Source organism: Streptococcus sanguinis (genome assembly GCF_019929225.1).
GTDB classification, from domain to species: domain Bacteria; phylum Bacillota; class Bacilli; order Lactobacillales; family Streptococcaceae; genus Streptococcus; species Streptococcus sanguinis_J.
The window spans coordinates 821,444-841,444 of record NZ_JAHZPA010000001.1 but is presented as its reverse complement, the minus strand read 5'-3'; the positions used below and the strand labels follow the sequence as shown (position 1 = coordinate 841,444).

The 20,001-nt window shown below is 42.3% G+C and carries 21 protein-coding genes and 1 pseudogene; 18 read left to right on the top strand and 4 right to left on the bottom strand.

Annotated features, from left to right (window positions below):
* Window positions 1-7 precede the first annotated feature (7 nt).
* The 7 genes from K1I80_RS04155 (at window position 8) to K1I80_RS04125 (ending at window position 5,428) form a co-directional block, all read left to right on the top strand.
* On the top strand, window positions 8-445 hold the full coding sequence (locus tag K1I80_RS04155; protein WP_223312790.1) for a MarR family winged helix-turn-helix transcriptional regulator: 438 nt from the start codon (window positions 8-10) through the stop codon (window positions 443-445).
* 3 nt (window positions 446-448) lie between these two features.
* Window positions 449-1,213 carry a nuclear transport factor 2 family protein gene (locus K1I80_RS04150; RefSeq protein WP_002915412.1) on the top strand — a complete coding sequence of 255 codons (765 nt, stop codon included), beginning with the start codon at window positions 449-451 and terminating at the stop codon, window positions 1,211-1,213.
* A 14-nt stretch (window positions 1,214-1,227) separates the two neighbouring features.
* Entirely contained in the window at window positions 1,228-1,956 is a 729-nt protein-coding gene (locus K1I80_RS04145) for an ATP-binding cassette domain-containing protein (RefSeq protein WP_223311305.1), read from the top strand.
* Window positions 1,949-3,469 (top strand): ABC transporter permease/substrate-binding protein, encoded by a 1,521-nt coding sequence (locus K1I80_RS04140; RefSeq protein WP_223311306.1) that lies wholly within the window; start codon window positions 1,949-1,951, stop codon window positions 3,467-3,469. Before K1I80_RS04145 ends, K1I80_RS04140 begins: the two co-directional genes overlap by 8 nt.
* 150 nt (window positions 3,470-3,619) lie before the next feature.
* Window positions 3,620-3,937, top strand: a complete 318-nt coding sequence (locus tag K1I80_RS04135) for a TfoX/Sxy family protein (RefSeq protein ID WP_223311307.1) — start codon at window positions 3,620-3,622, stop codon at window positions 3,935-3,937.
* Window positions 3,938-4,028: 91 nt separating this feature from the next.
* Window positions 4,029-4,694: a SatD family protein gene (locus K1I80_RS04130; protein ID WP_223312791.1), complete on the top strand. Its 666-nt coding sequence runs from the start codon at window positions 4,029-4,031 to the stop codon at window positions 4,692-4,694.
* Window positions 4,691-5,428, top strand: coding sequence for a DUF3307 domain-containing protein (locus K1I80_RS04125; RefSeq protein WP_223312792.1), 738 nt, complete (start codon window positions 4,691-4,693; stop codon window positions 5,426-5,428). The genes K1I80_RS04130 and K1I80_RS04125 overlap by 4 nt, the downstream gene beginning before the upstream one ends.
* Before the next feature lie 64 nt (window positions 5,429-5,492).
* Here K1I80_RS04125 and K1I80_RS04120 read toward each other — a convergent pair whose 3' ends face one another.
* A complete protein-coding gene (locus tag K1I80_RS04120) occupies window positions 5,493-6,254 on the bottom strand; it encodes a DNA/RNA non-specific endonuclease (RefSeq protein WP_223312793.1) in 762 nt (253 codons plus the stop codon).
* Between the two features lie 193 nt (window positions 6,255-6,447).
* On the opposite strand from K1I80_RS04120, the gene K1I80_RS04115 reads away from it, so the two are divergent.
* From K1I80_RS04115 to K1I80_RS04085, 7 genes and pseudogenes are all read left to right on the top strand, one after another.
* Entirely contained in the window at window positions 6,448-7,029 is a 582-nt protein-coding gene (locus tag K1I80_RS04115) for a GrpB family protein (protein WP_223312794.1), read from the top strand.
* Window positions 7,026-7,644 (top strand): annotated as a pseudogene (locus tag K1I80_RS04110) (class I SAM-dependent methyltransferase). The gene K1I80_RS04115 and the pseudogene K1I80_RS04110 overlap by 4 nt, the downstream one beginning before the upstream one ends.
* Before the next feature lie 11 nt (window positions 7,645-7,655).
* Window positions 7,656-8,276 (top strand): Type 1 glutamine amidotransferase-like domain-containing protein, encoded by a 621-nt coding sequence (locus K1I80_RS04105; RefSeq protein WP_223311311.1) that lies wholly within the window; start codon window positions 7,656-7,658, stop codon window positions 8,274-8,276.
* Between the two features lie 108 nt (window positions 8,277-8,384).
* Window positions 8,385-9,218 carry an alpha/beta fold hydrolase gene (locus K1I80_RS04100; RefSeq protein WP_223311312.1) on the top strand — a complete coding sequence of 278 codons (834 nt, stop codon included), beginning with the start codon at window positions 8,385-8,387 and terminating at the stop codon, window positions 9,216-9,218.
* 29 nt (window positions 9,219-9,247) lie between these two features.
* Complete coding sequence (locus K1I80_RS04095) at window positions 9,248-9,745, top strand: GAF domain-containing protein (protein WP_223311313.1); 498 nt, start codon at window positions 9,248-9,250, stop codon at window positions 9,743-9,745.
* A complete protein-coding gene (dnaX, locus tag K1I80_RS04090; protein ID WP_223311314.1) occupies window positions 9,745-11,415 on the top strand; it encodes a DNA polymerase III subunit gamma/tau in 1,671 nt (556 codons plus the stop codon). Before K1I80_RS04095 ends, dnaX begins: the two co-directional genes overlap by 1 nt.
* Window positions 11,416-11,453: 38 nt before the next feature.
* Window positions 11,454-11,645, top strand: a complete 192-nt coding sequence (locus K1I80_RS04085; protein WP_002895701.1) for a DUF3272 domain-containing protein — start codon at window positions 11,454-11,456, stop codon at window positions 11,643-11,645.
* Window positions 11,646-11,697: 52 nt separating this feature from the next.
* On the opposite strand, the gene birA is transcribed toward K1I80_RS04085, so the two are convergent.
* The 3 genes from birA to K1I80_RS04070 all read right to left on the bottom strand — a co-directional run bounded on the left by birA (window position 11,698) and on the right by K1I80_RS04070 (window position 14,564).
* Window positions 11,698-12,633, bottom strand: coding sequence for a bifunctional biotin--[acetyl-CoA-carboxylase] ligase/biotin operon repressor BirA (gene birA / locus K1I80_RS04080; RefSeq protein ID WP_223312795.1), 936 nt, complete (start codon window positions 12,631-12,633; stop codon window positions 11,698-11,700).
* A gap of 16 nt (window positions 12,634-12,649) precedes the next feature.
* Window positions 12,650-13,651: a LacI family DNA-binding transcriptional regulator gene (locus K1I80_RS04075; RefSeq protein WP_223312796.1), complete on the bottom strand. Its 1,002-nt coding sequence runs from the start codon at window positions 13,649-13,651 to the stop codon at window positions 12,650-12,652.
* An 82-nt stretch (window positions 13,652-13,733) separates the two neighbouring features.
* Window positions 13,734-14,564, bottom strand: a complete 831-nt coding sequence (locus K1I80_RS04070) for an AraC family transcriptional regulator (RefSeq protein WP_223312797.1) — start codon at window positions 14,562-14,564, stop codon at window positions 13,734-13,736.
* Between the two features lie 102 nt (window positions 14,565-14,666).
* Between K1I80_RS04070 and K1I80_RS04065 the strand changes: the two genes are divergently transcribed.
* Genes K1I80_RS04065 through K1I80_RS04050 form a run of 4 tightly spaced genes read left to right on the top strand, consistent with a single transcriptional unit; the run spans window position 14,667 to window position 19,828 of the window.
* Window positions 14,667-16,829, top strand: coding sequence for an alpha-galactosidase (locus K1I80_RS04065; protein ID WP_223312798.1), 2,163 nt, complete (start codon window positions 14,667-14,669; stop codon window positions 16,827-16,829).
* Window positions 16,830-16,841: 12 nt separating this feature from the next.
* On the top strand, window positions 16,842-18,101 hold the full coding sequence (locus K1I80_RS04060; RefSeq protein ID WP_002904350.1) for an extracellular solute-binding protein: 1,260 nt from the start codon (window positions 16,842-16,844) through the stop codon (window positions 18,099-18,101).
* A gap of 13 nt (window positions 18,102-18,114) precedes the next feature.
* Window positions 18,115-18,981 (top strand): carbohydrate ABC transporter permease, encoded by an 867-nt coding sequence (locus K1I80_RS04055; RefSeq protein WP_223311319.1) that lies wholly within the window; start codon window positions 18,115-18,117, stop codon window positions 18,979-18,981.
* A 13-nt stretch (window positions 18,982-18,994) separates the two neighbouring features.
* Entirely contained in the window at window positions 18,995-19,828 is an 834-nt protein-coding gene (locus K1I80_RS04050) for a carbohydrate ABC transporter permease (protein ID WP_002912289.1), read from the top strand.
* The last annotated feature ends 173 nt before the right edge of the window (window positions 19,829-20,001 follow it).

Here is a 20,001-nt window from a genome sequence, read left to right as displayed (position 1 = left end):
AGGAAGTATGAAAGACAGTCATTTGATAGCCTATCATATTCGTTTGTTGAATGGGCGGATTTTTCAAAAGTTACTGAGCCAAGATCCAGAAGCTTTTTATCGCAGTGAGCAGGGCAAGATTCTCACCGTTTTATGGAATAGTGAAACGGGCTGCGCGACGGCGACAGATATTGCGCTGGAGACAGGACTAGCCAATAATACGCTGACGACTATGCTGAAAAAGTTGGAAGAACAGGGTTTAGTGACCTTTAGTCAGTGTGGTTTAGACAAGCGAAAAAAATATGTAAAGTTGACAGAGCGGGGTTGGTCTCAGAAAGAAGTGGGCCATCGTGTCAGTCAAAAATTGGATGCTATTTTTTATAAAGGTTTCTCAGAGGAAGAAATTCGCCAGTTTGAAAATTATCAGGAACGTATTTTAGAAAATTTGAAAGAAAAAGAGTATTAGATCATGTCAAAACAAGTTGAAAATGCACAAAATCTTTACATTCACGCCATTCAAGATGGGCATGTTGCCGAGGCTCAAGCTCAGTCTGTAGGGGATACCTACATTCAACACTCGACAGGTGTGCCAGATGGGAAAGAAGGTTTTGCGGCTTTCTTTGCAAATTTCTTTGAGCGCCATCCCGATCGTGAGATGAAAATTGTTCGCACCATTGAGGATGGCAATCTAGTTTTTGTTCATGTCCATCAATATCTCAATGGCGGGGAAGCTCAATGGGTAACGACAGATACTTTCCGTTCTGATGAGAATGGTCGCATCGTGGAGCATTGGGATGTGATTGACTACTACCGCGCTCCAGAAAATGGACAGTTAGACCAGATCTTTGGAGATTTTGAAATCAAGGATTTGGACAAGACAGTAGCAAATAAAAAAACCGTTCGTCGTTTCTTGACAGAAATTTTCCAAAATGGGGAGCTAGAGCAGTGGAGTGATTATGTGGCAGAAGATTTGATTCAGCATAATCATGAGATTGGCCAAGGAAGTCAGGCTTATAAAAACTATGTTGCAGAGCACGGGCTTACTTTTGACTTTGTTTTCCAGCTTTTGGGACAAGGAAACTATGTGGTTAGCTATGGACAGACTCAGATAGATGGGGTGGCTTATGCCCAGTATGACATCTTCCGTTTAGAGAATGGATTGATTGTAGAGCATTGGGACAACAAAGAAGTCATGCCTAAGGTAGAAGACTTGACGAATCGAGGGAAGTTTTAAATTGAGGACAAAGAATGATTGAATATAAAAATGTAGCGCTACGCTATACAGAAAAGGATGTCTTGAGAGATGTCAACTTACAGATTGAGGATGGCGAATTTATGGTTTTAGTGGGTCCTTCTGGGTCCGGTAAGACAACCATGCTCAAGATGATCAACCGCCTTTTAGAGCCAACAGATGGCAATATCTATATGGATGATAAGCGGATCAAGGACTATGATGAGCGTGAGCTACGCCTTTCTACAGGCTATGTCTTACAAGCGATTGCTCTATTTCCAAATCTAACGGTTGCGGAAAATATTGCTCTCATTCCTGAGATGAAAGGATGGAGCAAACCACATATTCAGCAGAAGACAGATGAATTGCTGGAGCTAGTGGGCTTACCTGCTGAAGACTATTCTCAGCGTATGCCGAGTGAGCTGTCTGGCGGTGAGCAGCAACGGGTGGGCATTGTCCGTGCCATTATCGCTCAACCCAAAATCCTGCTGATGGACGAGCCTTTTTCTGCTCTTGATGCTATCTCGCGTAAGCAATTGCAGAGCTTGACCAAGAGTATCCATGACCAGTTTGGGATGACAACAATCTTTGTGACCCATGACACGGATGAGGCTTTAAAGTTGGGGAATCGGATTGCTGTTCTGCAGGACGGGGAGATTCGTCAAGTGGCGACACCTGAGGAAATCTTATCTGCACCTGCGACCAGCTTTGTAGCAGATTTGTTTGGAGGTGTTCAACATGGCTAATTTGTTTTCTACCTTTCAGGAGCGCTTTGGCGAATGGTTGGCAGCCTTAGGGCAACACCTCCAGCTCTCTCTTCTGACCTTACTAGTGGCCATTTTCCTGACCATTCCGCTCGCTATTTATCTCCATAGTCATAAAAAAGCAGCCAATTGGGTACTGCAAATTGCAGGGATTTTTCAAACCATTCCTTCAATGGCCTTGCTGGGACTCTTTATCCCCCTCATGGGGATTGGCACACTTCCGGCACTGACTGCTCTGGTGATTTACGCTATTTTCCCGATTTTAGAAAATACTGTCACTGCTTTGAATGGGATTGATCCTAGTTTAGAAGAAGCTGGAATCGCCTTTGGGATGACCAAGTGGGAGCGACTCAAAAAGTTTGAACTGCCTCTAGCTATGCCCGTCATCGTGTCAGGAGTTCGGACGGCAACGGTAATGGTTATCGGAACAGCAACTCTAGCAGCACTTGTTGGAGCTGGCGGACTAGGTTCTTTTATCCTTCTAGGAATTGACCGTCGCAATGCCAGTCTGATCTTGATTGGAGCAATTTCATCCGCAGTTTTGGCTATTCTTTTCAACAGTCTTCTTAAATGGATGGAAAAGGCTAAGCTTCGGACGGTATTTACAGCTTTTGCAGTCTTAATGCTCGGACTTGGCGCTTCTTATACGCCAAGTTTGCTACCGAAACAGGAGAAGGATCATCTGGTTATTGCTGGGAAATTGGGTCCAGAGCCAGAAATTCTCATGAATATGTATAAACTTCTCATAGAGGAAAATACGGATATGACTGTGACAGTCAAACCTAATTTTGGGAAGACCGACTTCCTTTATCAAGCTCTGAAAAAAGGTGATATTGATATCTATCCTGAGTTTACCGGTACGATTACTGGAACTCTCTTGCAGCCTTCTCCAAAGGTCAGCAATGATGCTGAAGAAGTTTTTGAAGCAGCACGTGATGGAATCAAAAAACAGGACAATCTAGTCTTGCTCAATCACATGGCTTATCAAAATACATATGCCATCGCAGTACCTAAGAGTGTCGCCAAAGAATACAATCTTAAAACCATCTCTGATCTTAAAGCAGTCCAAGATAAGCTCAAAGCGGGTTTTACCCTAGAGTTTAACGATCGTGAAGATGGAAACAAGGGTTTGCAATCTCTATATGGCCTTAATCTTAATGTAGCGACCATGGAGCCAGCACTTCGCTACCAAGCTATCCAGTCGGGTGATATTCAAATCACGGATGCCTATTCGACTGACGCAGAACTTGCGCGTTATGATTTACAAGTTTTAGAAGACGATAAACATCTTTTCCCTCCTTATCAAGGGGCACCTCTCCTGAAGGCTGAATTGCTAGAAAAACACCCTGAGTTGGAAGGTATTCTCAATAAGCTGGCTGGTAAAATTACGGAAAGTCAGATGAGTCAGATGAATTATCAAGTTGGCATCGAAGGCAAAAAAGCGGAAGCTGTTGCGCGTGACTATCTGGTTAAGGAAGGACTTCTAAAAAAATAAGAAGTAAAAAAGTTAGACTTGTAAGGCCTAGCTTTTTTGCTTACTTGAGGATAGACAGACTACGGATTGAAGGAGATGTGTTTATCTTTTAGTCAGGAAATCTTCATCCATTTTTGGTATAATAAAGTATCAATTCATGGAGGTGTTCCGATGGCATCTAGTCAAGAATATTTGGATTTTATTCTGAAGCAGCTGCAGGGTTTTGGTCAAGAAATTAGCTTTCGCAAGATGATGGGAGAGTATTTGCTCTATTATCGGGGTCGCTTATTTGGCGGGATTTATGACAATCGCTTGCTGATCAAGCCGGTCCAACCAGCTATCGATCTTTTTGAAAATCCGGTTTATGAGTCTCCTTATCCAGGTGCAAAGTCAATGCTTCATATAAAAGAAGTAGAAGATGCTGCCTTCCTCTGTAATCTAATTGAAGCTGTCTATCCTGCCTTACCAGCAGCTAAAAAGAAAAAATAGTCTTTCCTTTACAATAGATATTCTAAAAAGTTGCCATTCAAATAGACATTTTTAAAATTTTCCTTTATAATGGACTTAAAGGAGGTTTGGTATGCTTTATATTGCTCTTATTGGAGATTTAATTGAATCCAAACAGCTGAAAAATCGCAAGCAGGCGCAGAAGGACCTGCAGGACATGATGGCGGTGCTAAATCAGGATTATCGGGATTATCTGGTGTCACCTTTCACGGTGACGACTGGAGATGAGTTTCAGGCTTTGCTGCGGCCTAATCCAGAGATTATGCAGCTCCTTGATCAGATTGCCTTGGGCTTTCCTCATCCGATTCGCTTTGGACTTGGTCTGGGGGAGATTGTGACGGATATCAATCGGGAGCAGAGTATTGGTGCGGACGGTCCGGCTTACTGGAGGGCACGCGCGGCCATTGATGTTATTCATGAGAAGAACGACTACGGCAGCAGCCGTATAGCTGTATCCTTGGGAGATGAAGAGCTCAGTCAGGCGGTCAATACGGTGCTGGCAGCTACTTCATTTATCCAGAGTAAGTGGAATAGCAGTCAGAGAGAGGTTCTGGAGCGGATGCTCATGGAATATATCTATGACGAGAATTTTTCTCATGGAGAAATAGCAGAGCTGTTGCAGATTAGTCCCAGTGCGCTTAGTAAGCGACTCAAGTCCTCTGGTTTGAAGATCTATCTGAAAAATCGCCGTTTAGCTATGAGAATGATTCTACAGGCAGTAAAGGAGGCTGAAGAATGACAAATTTTATGGGATTTTCAGAATTTTTCATGCAGAATCCGATTCTTGTATTGACTTTGTTGGCTCATGTGCTAGCTGATTTTCAGCTTCAAAGTCAGAAAATGGCCGACCTCAAAAGCCGGCGGTTAAATTTTTTGATTCTCCACTTGGGAATTGTTCTCTTGCCCTTGTTGCTCTTGGGGATAATTTTCCCTAAGTATCTGCTATATTTCCTCTTGGTCTGGATCAGTCATGCGCTTATTGACTTCTTGAAGTATAGTCTGAATTCATCGATTGTCCGGCATCATGCTCAAAAGTTTGCCTTTATACTGGATCAGGTCTTGCATCTGATTAGCATTTTTGCTCTTTATTTTCTCTTAGGTCAGCAGCAAATTCCAGCTCCTAATTGGCTGTCTGAGCGCTACCTCATGCTGCAGGCTCTCTTTTTCTTCGCACTTACTGGTAAGCCAATTAATATCCTCTTTAAACTCTTCTTCAGTAAGTATCAGGCAGGAGAAGACAGTGGGGAGACTATTGCGGGGGCTGGTGCCACGATTGGGATTTTGGAGCGCTTGATTATGGGACTTTCTCTTATTTTCGGGCAGTTTACTGCCATTGGTCTAGTCTTTACGGCTAAGTCTATTGCCCGCTATAATAAGATTTCAGAAAGCCAGTCCTTTGCTGAATACTACCTGATTGGCTCGCTTTTCAGTATGATTGCAGTCTTGTTGGTTTATGGCTGTCTGTATTGGTAAAAATAAATAAAAAAACAGATCATCATAGTAAGGATGGTCTGTTTTTGTGTTCTTATCTGTAACCCTACTCAATCATGGTATTGACAGCAGTGCCTGTTTGGTAGTCAATCTCTGCATTTGGAGAGACATTGTCCAAGAGGACATGAGACATTCCGTCTTCATCTATATTTTCCTTGCCCCCTAGCTGGATGCTGACAACATTGCCTTCTGCGTCAAGCCCGACATACTGGAGCTCAATCTTGCGAGGAAGAAGCTCATTGTCCGTGTAAATCGGAGTAACCTTGTAATCCAGCCAATAATCTGGATTTTCCTCTAACCAGCGCTCCAAGCGATGTTCATAATAGAGCATGCTATCTGGGTTATTGTCGTCCAGTCCTTGGAAACTACCAGAGTTGAGCCAAGCGGTCATTGGAACGAGGTTTTTCCCTTCGTTATTGAGGCCGCTGAAAGTGAAGCCAATCAGATGAGCGCGATTCATGAGCCAAGCCCGATCATCTCCATTTCCGTAGTAGAATTTGTAATTGTGCCAACCGATGGGATTGTAAGTGACCTTGGTCTCCTTTTTCTTTTTGGCTTTGTGTTGCTCCTGCATTTGAACATGAGCAGCAGTAGCCCGACCGTATTTGTCCTTTTTCCCAAGCTTTAGCTGATACTCCCCATTCAACTCCAGAGTGCCGATAGCTGTTTCATCGCTATGGTTAAGCAGCTGGACCTTGATCTGGTTCTTCTGATTAGCAGCGACATTCTCTGCAGGAAGAGCCTGTGAAAGTAACAACAAAGAGCCGGCTGACAGGACAAGCCAAGTGCCAAACCTAAACTTTTTCATAAAGAACTCCTTTTAAATAATATATCTCCGACATCATTCTACTAAAAAATAGATTGTTTGACAACTAAAACTTTTCAAAAATATTACAAAAATAAATATCTGTTCAATAAGTGCAGGGTTTGACTAGGATGTGTATTTTTTCTATAATTATAACTAGAGAAAACGCTTGTATATATTACCTAAGGAGGTGCTTATGAGTCCATCTTTAGAGAAAATGTCACTAGAGGAGCTGTGGCAGCTTTTTCCGATTTTTCTGAGAGAGCATCAGGATGAGTGGAAAGAATGGTATGATGAGGAACGGCTTCGGCTTTTGATTTTTTTGCCTGCAAATCAGCTGGTTCGGATTAGTCATATTGGCTCTACATCCCTTGAGACCATCTGGGCCAAGCCTATAGTGGATATCTTGCTGGAAATTCCCAAAGAAACAGATATGGCAGTGATGAGAGACTTGTTTCTGAAAAATGGCTATCTGCTTATGTCAGAAAGCCAAGGGCAGATGTCATTCAATAAAGGCTACACACCGAGTGGTTTTGCGGAGCGGGTTTTCCATCTGCATCTGCGCTATGAGGGTGATCATGATGAACTTTACTTTAGAGACTATTTACAGGAGCACCCTGCTGTAGCTAAAGACTATGAAAAGCTCAAGCTATCCTTGTGGAAGCAATATGAGCACAACCGTGATGCCTATACAGAGGCGAAAACGGATTTTATCAAGAACTATACAGAGAAAGCTAAAAAGCTTTATGGCAGAAGATATGAGAGGGAAGACAGATGATTTATATAGCAATGATTGGCCTTATGATTATTCTGGCTTTTCCTTACTTAATTTACCAATCTAAGAAACCATCAGGTTTTGTCGGCTTATGGATGATGAAATTGTGGAATCGTGTTTATATGCCCATGGTTGTTTGGGCGGTCAGTCAGCTGAATCATAAGAAACGATTTCATGCCATTTTGGATGTTGGAGTTGGAAATGGAGCATCCTCGAAATATTTGAAAAAACATTTTCCTAATAGTCGAGTTCTGGGGATTGATATTTCTTCTACTGCCATCAGAGCAGCTGAAAAATTGGCTGAGCCTGGCCTATCTTTTGAGGTGAAAAATGTTGAGAATACAAATCTTCCGGTTGAGAAATTTGATTTGATTACATACAGCATTTTAAACTCATTTTCATTGGTCAAATCTAACTCAAGCGTTCCTAGAACTTAAGCGGATACTTAAGCCAGATGGAATCATCTTACTGGCATGTGAATGGAGTAAATTAGCTTACTACCTACCAGACTTTAGAAAGCAAGAAAAACTGGAATATTATTTGTCTAACTTGGATTTATATCTTATCGATAGTCAAAGAAAGGGTCAATGGATTCTTTATAAGATTGTTAAAAAATAAGGAGGTATCCTATGAAACAATTATTTTTATGTTCATATTTTGCGGGAGTCAAGGACTTGTTCAGACAATATGTATCTGAAAAGCAATTGGGCAAACAAGTACTTTTTATCCCGACGGCTGGAAATGTAGAAGAGTACAGGGGTTATATTGACGAAGCCCTGCAGACCTTTGCAGATTTGGGATTTCAAGTAGAAATTTTAGATATTTCAGCTTGTGACAGAGAGACAGCTCAGGCCAAAATTTTCCAAAGCAAACTCCTCTATGTCTCTGGTGGCAATACTTTTTATCTTCTGCAAGAACTAAAGAAAAAGCAGCTTCTGTCCTTGATAAAAGAGCAGATTGCGGATGGCATGGTTTATGTGGGCGAATCTGCTGGTGCTATCATCACAGCCCAAGACATTGACTATAATAAGATTATGGACGATAAGGCGGTCGCTAAGGAACTGAATGATACAGAGGCACTAAACGAGGTGGATTTTTATGTTCTTCCTCATGTTGGCGAAGAACCTTTTGTCGAAAGTGCCCAGGCCACTCTGGATACATACAGCGACCAGCTGAATCTGCTTCCCCTCAATAATCGCCAAGCTGTGCTTGTGGAGGGTGAAGAAGTGAAGGTTTTGGAGGGAGGATAAGTAAGCAGAATATATGTTCTAGTGGACCTACTTGAGAAACTCTAATAAGAGGAATGAGTGCAATTGCGATAAACTAGATTAAACAAATTAGAATGCGAGTGTTGAACTTTGATTGAAAAAACATATGAAACACCAAGTGGAATAATTCATTATTGGACAAATGATGCTGTTGAATCATCCCAAAGTGCTCTTATCTTTTTACCTGGGCTAACTGCTGACCATAGGTTATTTGAAAAACAAATAGAATATTTTAAAGATACATATAGAGTCTTGGTTTGGGACGCACCTGGACATGCTTCATCTTATCCATTTCGTCTCGATTTTACTTTATTTGATTTAGCAAGTTGGCTGGATGAAATATTTATCAAAGAGAGAATAGAAAATCCAATAGTAATTGGTCAGTCAATGGGAGGATATGTAGGACAGGTTTATGCTCAACTTTTTCCTGAGAAATTAAAAGGTCTTGTTACGATTGATTCACCATCCCTTCAAAGGAAGTATTATACAGCTATGGAATTGTGGCTCTTAAAAAATATGGAGGCAATTTATAGAATCTATCCATGGAAATCTCTTTTGAAATCAGGCCCTAAAAGCGTATCAACAACAGACTATGGAAGAAAACTGATGTATGATATGATGATGATTTATGATGGCGATCAAGAAAGGTATGCTCGTCTTGCGGGATACGGATATAAGATATTTTCAGAAGCAGTAGAGAAGAAGTTTTCTTATGAAGTAAAATGTCCACAATTGGTTATATGTGGAAAAGAAGATCGTGCAGGGGCTTGCATACGATATTTGAAGGCCTATGAAAGAAATACTGGGAAGTCTGTTCAATGGATTGATAAGGCGGGGCATAATTCTAATACCGACCAACCCGATGTTGTAAATAGACTGATTGATGAATTTTTGGATAACAAAATTAAAGAAAAGCTTGGTTGAAAGACCGGCTTTTTGATATAATAGACTCTATGAACACAAAAGAAAAAATTTCAAATTATCAACTTTTACTGGCTCAGTTGGAAGCCTTGTTGGAGGGTGAGACCAATGCTTTGGCCAATCTTTCCAATGCTGGCGCCCTGCTTAATCAAGCCCTGCCTAATTCTGTTTTTACTGGTTTCTATCTTTTTGATGGGAGCGAGCTGATTCTGGGGCCTTTTCAGGGCGGTGTTTCCTGTGTCCATATTGCGCTAGGCAAGGGGGTATGTGGGGAATCTGCTGAGAAAAAAGAGACGATTATCGTAGATGATGTGACCCAGCATGCCAATTATATCTCTTGTGATAGCCGGGCTAAGAGCGAAATTGTGGTGCCCATGGTAAAAGATGGTCGCCTGCTTGGAGTGCTAGATTTGGACTCAGCCTTGACGGGTGATTATGATAAGGTAGATCAGGAATATCTGGAAAAGTTTGTCCAGATTTTGCTTGAAAAAACGATTTGGAATTTTGAAATGTTTGGAGAAAAAGCCTAATGTATCAAGCTTTATATCGGAAATATCGCAGTCAGACCTTTGGTCAGCTGGTGGGTCAGCAAGTAGTAGCCACCACCCTGCGGCAGGCAGTGGAGCAAGGGAAAATTAGTCATGCTTATCTCTTCTCTGGCCCACGTGGAACAGGGAAGACCAGTGTTGCTAAGATTTTTGCTAAGGCTATGAACTGTCCGAATCAAAAGGACGGCGAGCCCTGTAATGACTGCTATATTTGCCAGGCCATTACTGAGGGAAGTCTTGAAGATGTTATCGAAATCGACGCGGCTTCTAATAATGGAGTAGATGAGATTCGTGACATTCGGGACAAGTCAACCTATGCACCCAGTCTAGCCAAGCACAAGGTCTATATCATTGACGAGGTCCACATGCTCTCGACTGGGGCTTTTAACGCCTTGCTCAAGACCTTGGAAGAACCGACAGAAAACGTGATCTTTATCCTAGCGACGACAGAGCTGCATAAGATTCCGGCGACCATTCTTTCCCGCGTCCAGCGTTTTGAGTTTAAGTCTATCAAGACGCAGGACATTATTGGCCATATTGAGTGGATTTTAGATCAGGAAGGCATTGACTTTGAGCAGGAAGGTGTGCAGATTATTGCTCGCCGAGCCGAGGGCGGTATGCGGGATGCCTTGTCTATCCTCGATCAGGCTCTTAGCTTAACTCAGGAAAATCGTTTGACTACAGACATTGCCGAAGAAATCACTGGCTCTATCAGCTTAGGAGCCTTGGATGCCTATGTAGCAGCCTTGATTGCTCATGATGCAGTCACAGCCTTGGATAATCTCAATCTGATTTTTGACAGTGGCAAAAACATGGCTCGTTTTGTGACGGACCTCCTGCAATATCTGCGTGACCTAATCATTGTCAAAACTGGCGGGGAGAACCATCATGCTAGTGAGCTCTTTCTGGAAAACCTCAATACACCGCAGGACACTCTCTTTGCCATGATAGATATGGCGACCAAGAGTTTGGCAGATATCAAGAACAGCCTGCAACCTAAGATTTATACGGAAATGATGACCATTCGACTGGCAGAGACCAGCAGTCTCCCTACAGCGGCAGCCATTCCAGATAATCTAGCCGAAGAGCTCAAGGGATTGAGACAAGAGATTGATAATCTCAAGCAGCAGCTATCTAATGGCAATGGGAAACCTGCAGCGGCTGTCAAAACTTCGGATATTCGGCCGCAGAAGTCTAAGGGCTACCGAGCAGACCGCAATAAGGTCAATGCTATCCTAGAAGAGGCTGTTGAGAATCCTAGTCTGGCTCGCAGCAATCTGACTAAGCTGCAGAATGCTTGGGGTGAGATTATCGAAAGTCTGGCTGGAGCTGATAAGGCCTTGCTGGCAGGCTCGCAGCCAGTGGCCGCCAATGAAAGTCATGCTATCTTAGCTTTTGAGTCTAATTTCAACGCTGAGCAGACTATGAAGCGGGACAATCTCAATACCATGTTTGGCAATATTCTCAGCAATGCGGCGGGATTTTCACCAGAAATTTTGGCTATTTCCTTGGAAGAGTGGACCAAGATTCGGGCGGATTTTTCGGCTCGCAGCCGCAATAGCAAGGCAGAGGTTGAAGAGAAGGAAGAGGAAAGTTTGATTCCAGAGGGATTTGACTTTTTAGCAGAAAAAATTACCATTCAAGAGGATTAAAAAAAGATTTTTCTAGGCTTTCGTGTTATAATAAAACTATGAATAGACGACAATTTATTGTAATGGCTGTTTTTACGGCCTTAGAAACCTATTTTTTCAATGAATCCATCATGGCGGGGCGCTATTTCATGGCTGCTTTCTGGGCAGTTTTGGTGCTGCGCAATCTGCAGATTTCCTATGTCATGGGGCGGATTGTGGATGAAATCGATAAACATTTGGGACCGAAATAATGAAAACAGGACTGAGCTATGAGACTCAGTCCTTTTGAAATGAAATTTTTGATTACCAACTGGTCAACGAGACTTCGCCGCTATTGAGCCATATTTCCTGACCATCTGTCAGCTGGACTAAAAGTTGCCCGCTGTCTGAGATATCCTTGGCCAAACCTTGGTAGTCTACGCCTTTTTGACTAAAGGTCACTTGTCGTCCTAGCACCAAGGAGCGCTGCTTGTAGAGATAGATGAGCTCTTCTGGGTCACTTTCGTAGAAGCATTTCCAAATCTCGGCAATGAGCTCATTGCGACTAATGGCTGGTTTCTCTTCAAAGAGGGAGCCAGCTTTTTCTTTAATCTCAGCTGGAAAGTCTTTAATGAAAAAATTAAAGCCAACACCAATGATAACATCAGTGACGAGCCCTGTCTCAATAGAAGTTGTAGCCTCGGTCAGGATGCCGGAAATTTTCTTGTTTCGATAGTAAATGTCATTGACCCACTTGATATCAACCTCCATAAGGGTTAGATTTTTTACTGCCTTGTAGATAGCTCCTGCGGTCAAGATAGTATAGGAGGGAAGCTGGTCGAAGGGGAGGTTGGGTTTGAGGTGGAGAGACATGTAAAAGCCACCCTGGTTGGGGCAGAAGAAGGCACGACCGAAACGGCCACGGCCAGCAGATTGGGCAGCGGCCAGATAGAGAGTGTTGGCTGGGCGTCCGGCCTCCATGCCAGCCTTGGCATCCATCTGAGTGGACTGGCAGTCAGGATTAAAGGAGACCTGAACAGGTGAGTGCGCTTCAATCCAATCAGGAATCAGTAAGTCACCCGCTGTCAATCGATAGCCTCGGTTCTTGACGGATTCGATTTGGATGCCTTCTTTTTCCAGTTTTTGGATGGCTTTCCAAATGGAAGTTCGTGAAATGCCCAATTCTTGAGCTATTTTTTCACCGTTGACATAGTCGTCAGCCTGGCTGAGGATGTCAAAGATTTTTTCATAGGTTTTCATAGGCGGTCTTTCTAACTTAATGGCTGCTTTCTCTTAGTGTCAGCTTGGTAGAGAGCTTGATCATGTAAGGGATGGGACTTTCATCGGTTTTAATCACCTGATCCAGCATCTGCAGAGCTTGCTTACCCATTTCCTCTGTAAAGACTGTCACAGTGCTGAGAGGTGGATAGACGTATTTGGCAATAGATGTATCATTAAAGGAAATAATTTGGACATCTTGGGGAACAGCTATTCCTGCTTCCTGAAGAGCACGGAGGGCACCGACTGCCAGAGCATCGCTGGCTATGAAGAATGCTTTGGGCATCTGTTCTTTTTGGTGGTCAATCAATTCTTTCATCAGCTGGTAGCCAGACTCTGAGGAGAACTTGCCTATCTTGACATAGGCCGGCTGATAAAAACCTTTGTCACTAAGGTAACGGCAGAAGCAGGACAAACGCGGATCGTCAAGACTTGTCGTTCCGTCTGTAGTTTCTTCGCGTCCAGCAATCATACCGATTTCTCGAATGCCCTGCTGAAGAAAATGGTCGAGAACATGAGTAACAGCATGCTCAAAGTCCGTTGTCACACAGCTGTGGCCTTGGTCGAGCGTATCGCTATCCACGAAAACCAGGGCAGGACTGTATTGCTCTAGCTCCTTGACTTGCTTGCTGCTGAATTTTCCGATGGCAATGATGCCGTCAATCTGTTCTAGCTGGCTCAGAGAGTCGTTGTTGAAAATCCGCACGATATCATAGCCCAGTTCATGGGCTTTCTTTTCGATGCCTAAGCGGATGGAGTAGTAGTAAAGATCATCCAGCTCTTCCATCTCTGTGTACCATTCAACGATGGCAATGCGATGGGTTTTAGGTGAAGTCTTTTTCTGCCTTTTGCTTTTTTTGTAGTTGAGCTGTTCAGCGATATCGAAAATCTTTTTACGCGTCTCATCGCTGACAGACATGGACTTGTCATAGTTCAAAACCCGTGAAACAGTTGCGGGAGAAACACCAGCTGTCTGGGCGATATCTTTGATAGTAGCCATTTGATTTGGTCCTTTTTAATTTACTGTCTACATAAATTATAACTCAAAAATTAGTAAATAACAAAGATATGTTTAGTAAAACTTAACTTTGTTCTCGAAATGAACTGGGTGAAAAGCCAAAATATTTTTTAAAAGCCTTTGAAAAGTAAAGGGGATCTGAGAAACCGACAGAATAGGCGATAAATTGAACAGGCTCACGGGTGCTTTTGAGGAGTTGTTTAGCTCGATGCATTCGGACATATTCCAGATATTCTTTAGGTGAGCTTTGGTGCTCCTCCTTGAAAATGGTTGTTAGATAGCTGCGATGAACGGACAACTTAATTGCCATATCTTGAATGCTGAGGTTAGGATTGGGATATTGAGTGTCAATTATCTGCTTGCAGGCTAGATAGAGTTGCTGGCTTGCAGATAGGGTATTTGCTTGGGGCTTATAGGCAACGCTGCCCAAGTGAAAGATGAGTTCATAAAGTTGGCCCATAATGTGGAGTTGAGCTAGTTGGTTAGATTTGGTCTGCTCGGCGAAGTAAACCAAGTTCTCAACAATTTTCCCAATCCTATCTGTTTTTCGTTCCTGGTTAGCAAGTAGGTAGCAGTCTTCGGCAATCTGAGAGTGATTGAAGTAGTCATAAACCCTACCGCCAGTCATTCCCAGCCAGTAGTAAGACCAAGGTTCTTCTTTGTCAGCCTGATAAAAGGTAAGTTCATTTGGCTTGAGCAGAAAGAGATCTCCAGCTTTTAAATCGACAATTTTTCCTTTGTAATGAAATTGACCTTTCCCTTTGGTAATGTAGTGAAGAACGTAGGTATCTCTAATAGCTGGTCCAAAAGAGTAGCTAGATGTGCACTCTTCATAACCGTAGAAGCTAAGCGAGAGATCAATGGTTCCTGTTTGGTATTCTGAAAAAACAAGCATATTTCGCCTCCTACCTAACATTTTACCATATTTCCCTAACATAATTCTATTTTAGGAAGCGATTTCATAAGGTAAAATATTAGTAAATATGGAGGTTCAGAAATGGCTATCAAAATAGACAAACATCTATTCTACATCAATACAAAAAATTCCAGTCTTATCATTGAGGAAAGGGATGGCTACCTTTTGCTTAAACACTTAGGCAGAAAAATCGAATCCTATCATTTTTCCAATACAGTATTTGAGCGAGATCATGCATTTTCTGGTAATCCGAGATCGAATGAGCGGAGTTTTAGCTTAGATACCCAGCGGCAGGTTTTGGGTCAGCATGGTTTAGGAGACTTTCGGCAACCTTCTCTGCAAGTCCAACATGCTAATAATGAAGTAACAGATTTTAGGTTTATTGAGAGTCAGCTGATTAAGGGTGGTTTGGAAGTTCCAGGACTGCCTAGCCCTCACAGTACAGAAGATGCAGAAACACTGGCCTTTATTTTAGAGGATGCAGTAGCTCACTTACGCCTCACTCTCTATTACACAGCTTTTGAAGATAGCAATACTATTGCAACCTTTACTAAGCTGGAAAATATCGGTAGAGAGACAGCAGTCATACATAAGAACTTGAGCTTAATGGCAGATTTGCCGGCAGGGACCTATGATGTGATTAGTTTACAGGGAGCTTATGCTAGGGAGAAAACAGTTCGTCGTCACAAGTTAGAACAGGGAATTTTCAAAATAGCTTCCAACCGAGGAGCTTCTGGTCACGCGCAGACTCCGAGCCTTATCCTTTGTGATAGTGAAACGACGGAAGAGGCTGGTCAAGTTTGGGCAATTCAGCTCCTTTATAGCGGAAACTTTGAAGCTTGGATTCAGCAAAATCAGTTGAGTGAAGTTCGGCTAGGTATCGGTATCAATGAAGATAACTTTGCTTGGAAACTGGAAGCGGGGCAGACTTTCTATAGTCCTGTTGCTCTGTTGAATTATTCGTCTCAGGGTTTGACTGGTCTTAGTCATGAGAGCCAAGCTTTTGTTCAAGAGCATATCATTCCTAAAGCTTTTGCGAAGAGAGAGCGGCCAATTTTAATCAATAACTGGGAAGCAACTTACTTTGATTTCAAAAAAGAAAAGTTGCTAGAGTTAGCAGATGAGGCACAGAAAGTTGGTATTGAGCTCTTTGTTCTCGATGATGGCTGGTTTGGCAACCGTTTTGATGACAATCGGGCTCTGGGCGACTGGTTTGTCAATGAAGATAAGCTAGGTGGCAGTTTGACAGAGCTCATAGCAGAAGTTCATAGCAGAGGATTGCAATTTGGTTTATGGGTTGAGCCAGAAATGATTTCCGTAGACAGTCAGCTTTATCGAGCACATCCAGACTGGGCTATTCAAGCGCCTGATCGAGATCATACCTACTCTCGCAATCAACTCGTATTGGATTTTGCTAATCCAGATGTGGTAGCCTATATCAAAGAAACACTGGATCAGCTGTTAAGTCAGCACGATATTGACTACATAAAATGGGATATGAATCGTAATATTACCAATCTAGGGAATGGCACTAACTATCTGGAGACCAAAATGCAGTCACATAAGTATATCTTGGGGCTTTATGAAATTGTAAAATATTTGACAGAGAAATATGAGAATATTTTATTTGAGTCCTGCTCAGGTGGTGGTGGACGAAATGATCTTGGTATGATGCGGTATTTCCCTCAAGTCTGGGCTAGTGACAATACCGATGCCATAGCTCGTTTGCCAATCCAATATGGCTCTTCTTATCTTTATCCGACTATTTCAATGGGTGCCCATGTGTCGGCAGTGCCTAATCATCAGATGGGACGAATTACTCCGCTGGCAACCCGTGGTCATGTAGCTATGATGGGAAATCTGGGGTATGAGCTTGATTTGACTAGTCTATCAGATGAAGAGAAAGCTGCGATTGCTGACCAGGTGAAGTTGTATAAAGAATTACGGCCAGTGGTCCAGTTAGGGCGTCAGTATAGGCTAATCAATCCAGATGTTGGCTCCAATGAAGCAGCGGTTCAATTTAACTATGGAAATCAAACGATTGTAACCTATGTCCGAGTCTTATCAGTTGTGGAAACGATGGAAACAACCTTGAAACTAAAAGGCTTAGAGGAAGAAGAGCTTTATGAGCTACAGGGAAATGGCGCAGTTTACTCAGGTGCAGAACTCATGTATGCTGGTATCACTATGAATCTTCCGCAAGGAGATTATCTTAGCAGACAGCTGCATTTTATTAAAAAATAAGGAGGCTAGATCATGAAATGGTATAAAAAGATGAGCTTAGCTGCTATTACAGGACTGTCCCTTTTGGGGCTGTCAGCTTGCAGCAGCCAAGGGGAGTCAACAGATGGTAAGGTAACGATTGAGTATTTCAACCAGAAGGGTGAAATGGTTGATACCCTTCGTGAGATTGCAAAAGACTTTGAAAAAGAAAATCCGAATGTGCATGTGAAAGTGGTGAATGTTCCTAACGCTGGGGAAGTACTCAAAACTCGAGTTCTGGCTGGAGATGTTCCTGATGTTGTCAATATCTATCCCCAATCTATTGAATTGCAAGAATGGGCTAAAGCTGGGTACTTTGAAGATTTATCTAATAAAGATTATCTCAAGCGAGTTAAGAATCATTACGCAGATAAATATGCGATAGATGGAAAGATTTACAATATCCCTTATACTGCTAATGCTTATGGTATCTATTACAACAAGGATAAATTTAAAGAACTGGGATTGAAAGTTCCAGAGACTTGGGAGGAATTTGAAGAATTAGTTGATACGATTATAGCAAAAGGGGAAACACCTTTTGCCATTGCAGGAGCAGATACTTGGACCTTGAATGGTTATCATCAGTTAGCTCTTGCCACTTCTACAGGAGGTGGTAAGGAAGCGAATGATTACCTACGTTTTTCCAAGCCAAATGCCATCAAGTCTTCAGATTCAGTGCTTAAAGATGATTTCAGGTTGTTAGATTTATTCCGCAAAAAAGGTGCCATGCAAACCAACTGGCAGGGAGCAGGCTATACTGATGTTGTCGGTGCCTTCGCTAGAGGCGATGCCCTGATGACTCCAAATGGCTCTTGGGCTATCACAGCAATCAATGCGCAAGATCCTAAGTTTAATGTTGGAACTTTCCCTTTCCCTGGAAAGCAAAAAGGACAAAGCTTGACCATTGGAGCAGGAGACCTAGCTTGGTCAATCTCTTCAAGTAGTAAGCACAAGAAAGAAGCCAATGCTTTTGTTGAATATATGTCACGTCCAGAAGTTATGCAGAAATATTATGATGTGGACGGCTCACCAACAGCTATTGAAGGTGTCAAGGAAGCAGGTTCAGATGCACCGCTAGCCGGTCTTGCTGAACTAGCATTTACAGACCGACACCTCGTTTGGCTAGCCCAAGACTGGACCAGTGAAAGTGATTTTTATACCTTGACTGGGAACTATATTACAACTGGAAACAAAGAGGATATGGCGAAAGCACTAAATGCCTTCTTCAATCCGATGAAAGCAGACGTAGAGTAGGAGTAGATCCACTATGAAAAAATTGATTGAGAAATATTGGGGCTGGCTCTTTGTCCTTGTTCCCCTTGTACTACAGGCTGTATTCTTCTATGTGCCCATGTTTCAGGGTGCCTTCTACAGCCTGACAAACTGGACTGGTTTGACCTATAATTATAAGTTTGTCGGACTCAATAACTTTATGCTCCTCATGAGCGATCCTAAGTTTATGAACGCGATAGGATTTACATTGATCATTACTATTTGTATGGTTGTTGGTGAGATTATGCTGGGGATCTGGATAGCACGAGCTCTCAACTCGAAGATAAAGGGGAAAACTTTCTTCCGAGCTTGGTTTTTCTTCCCTGCTGTCCTATCTGGATTGACTGTGGCTCTTATCTTTAAGCAACTTTTCAACTACGGATTGCCAGCTATAGGGAATACCTTAGGAATTGAATTTCTTAAAACCAGCCTTCTAGGAACGAATGGCGGTGCAATCTTTGCAGCAATCTTCGTCTTGCTTTGGCAAGGGGTAGCCATGCCTATTATCATCTTCTTAGCTGGCCTTCAGTCTATCCCGACTGAGATTACAGAAGCAGCTCGAATTGATGGAGCTAGCAGCAAACAAATTTTTTGGAAGGTGGAACTTCCTTATCTCCTACCAAGCGTTTCCATGGTCTTTATCTTGGCTCTAAAAGGTGGTTTGACAGCATTTGATCAAGTCTTTGCCATGACAGGTGGCGGTCCGAATAATGCGACCACCTCTCTAGGACTTCTGGTATACAACTATGCTTTTAAGAGCAATCAATTTGGTTATGCCAATGCCATTGCTGTTATCTTGTTTCTCTTGATTGCGGTTATTTCTATTATCCAGTTGAGAGTATCTAAGAAATTTGAAATCTAAGAGGAGAAGCCTGATGAAAAATGCAGAAAGAAAAGCTAATTTTAGTAAATATATCTTGCTAACACTGGGATCTATTATCATTTTAATTCCACTCTTAGCAACGATATTCAGTTCCTTTAAGTCTACCAAAGACATTGTTAATAATTTTTTCGGATTTCCGACTCAACCGACTTTGGAAAATTTCCAACGCCTTTTGGCTGATGGTATCGGAGGCTACTATTGGAATTCAATTGTAATCACGGTTCTATCTTTGGCTGTTGTCATGATTTTTATTCCCATGGCTGCTTACTCTATCGCTCGTAATATGTCTAAGAGAAAAGCTTTTGGTATTATGTATACGCTTTTGATTTTAGGGATTTTCGTTCCTTTTCAAGTTATCATGATTCCTATTACAGTTATGATGAGTAAGCTAGGACTAGCCAACACTTGGGGATTAATTATCCTCTATCTGGCTTACGCTGTTCCACAGACTCTCTTTCTCTATGTAGGCTACATTAAGATTTCCATTCCAGACAGTCTGGATGAAGCAGCAGAAATTGACGGTGCTGGAAAGTTTACAACCTATTTCAAGATTATCTTTCCTATGATGAAACCCATGCATGCGACAACCATGATTATCAATGCCCTCTGGTTCTGGAATGATTTCATGCTTCCTCTCTTGGTACTCAATAAAGACTCCAAGATGTGGACTCTGCCACTCTTCCAATATAACTACACAGGTCAATACTTTAATGATTATGGACCGAGCTTTGCTTCTTATGTTGTTGGGATTATCACCATTACTATCGTTTATCTCATCTTCCAGCGCAATATTATTGCTGGAATGAGCAACGGGGCAGTGAAGTAAGCTCAAGATACAAAGACTGTAAAAAGCTCACAGTGCATACAAAGGCAACCACATCCGTAAACTACTGAATTAGTAACGGCTGTGGAAAAATAGGGAATCTGAAAAAGAAGCTTCAGCTTCTTGGAAGATTCGTGTTTTTCGCACAGAGCTAATAAATAGAAAACCTAAAACCG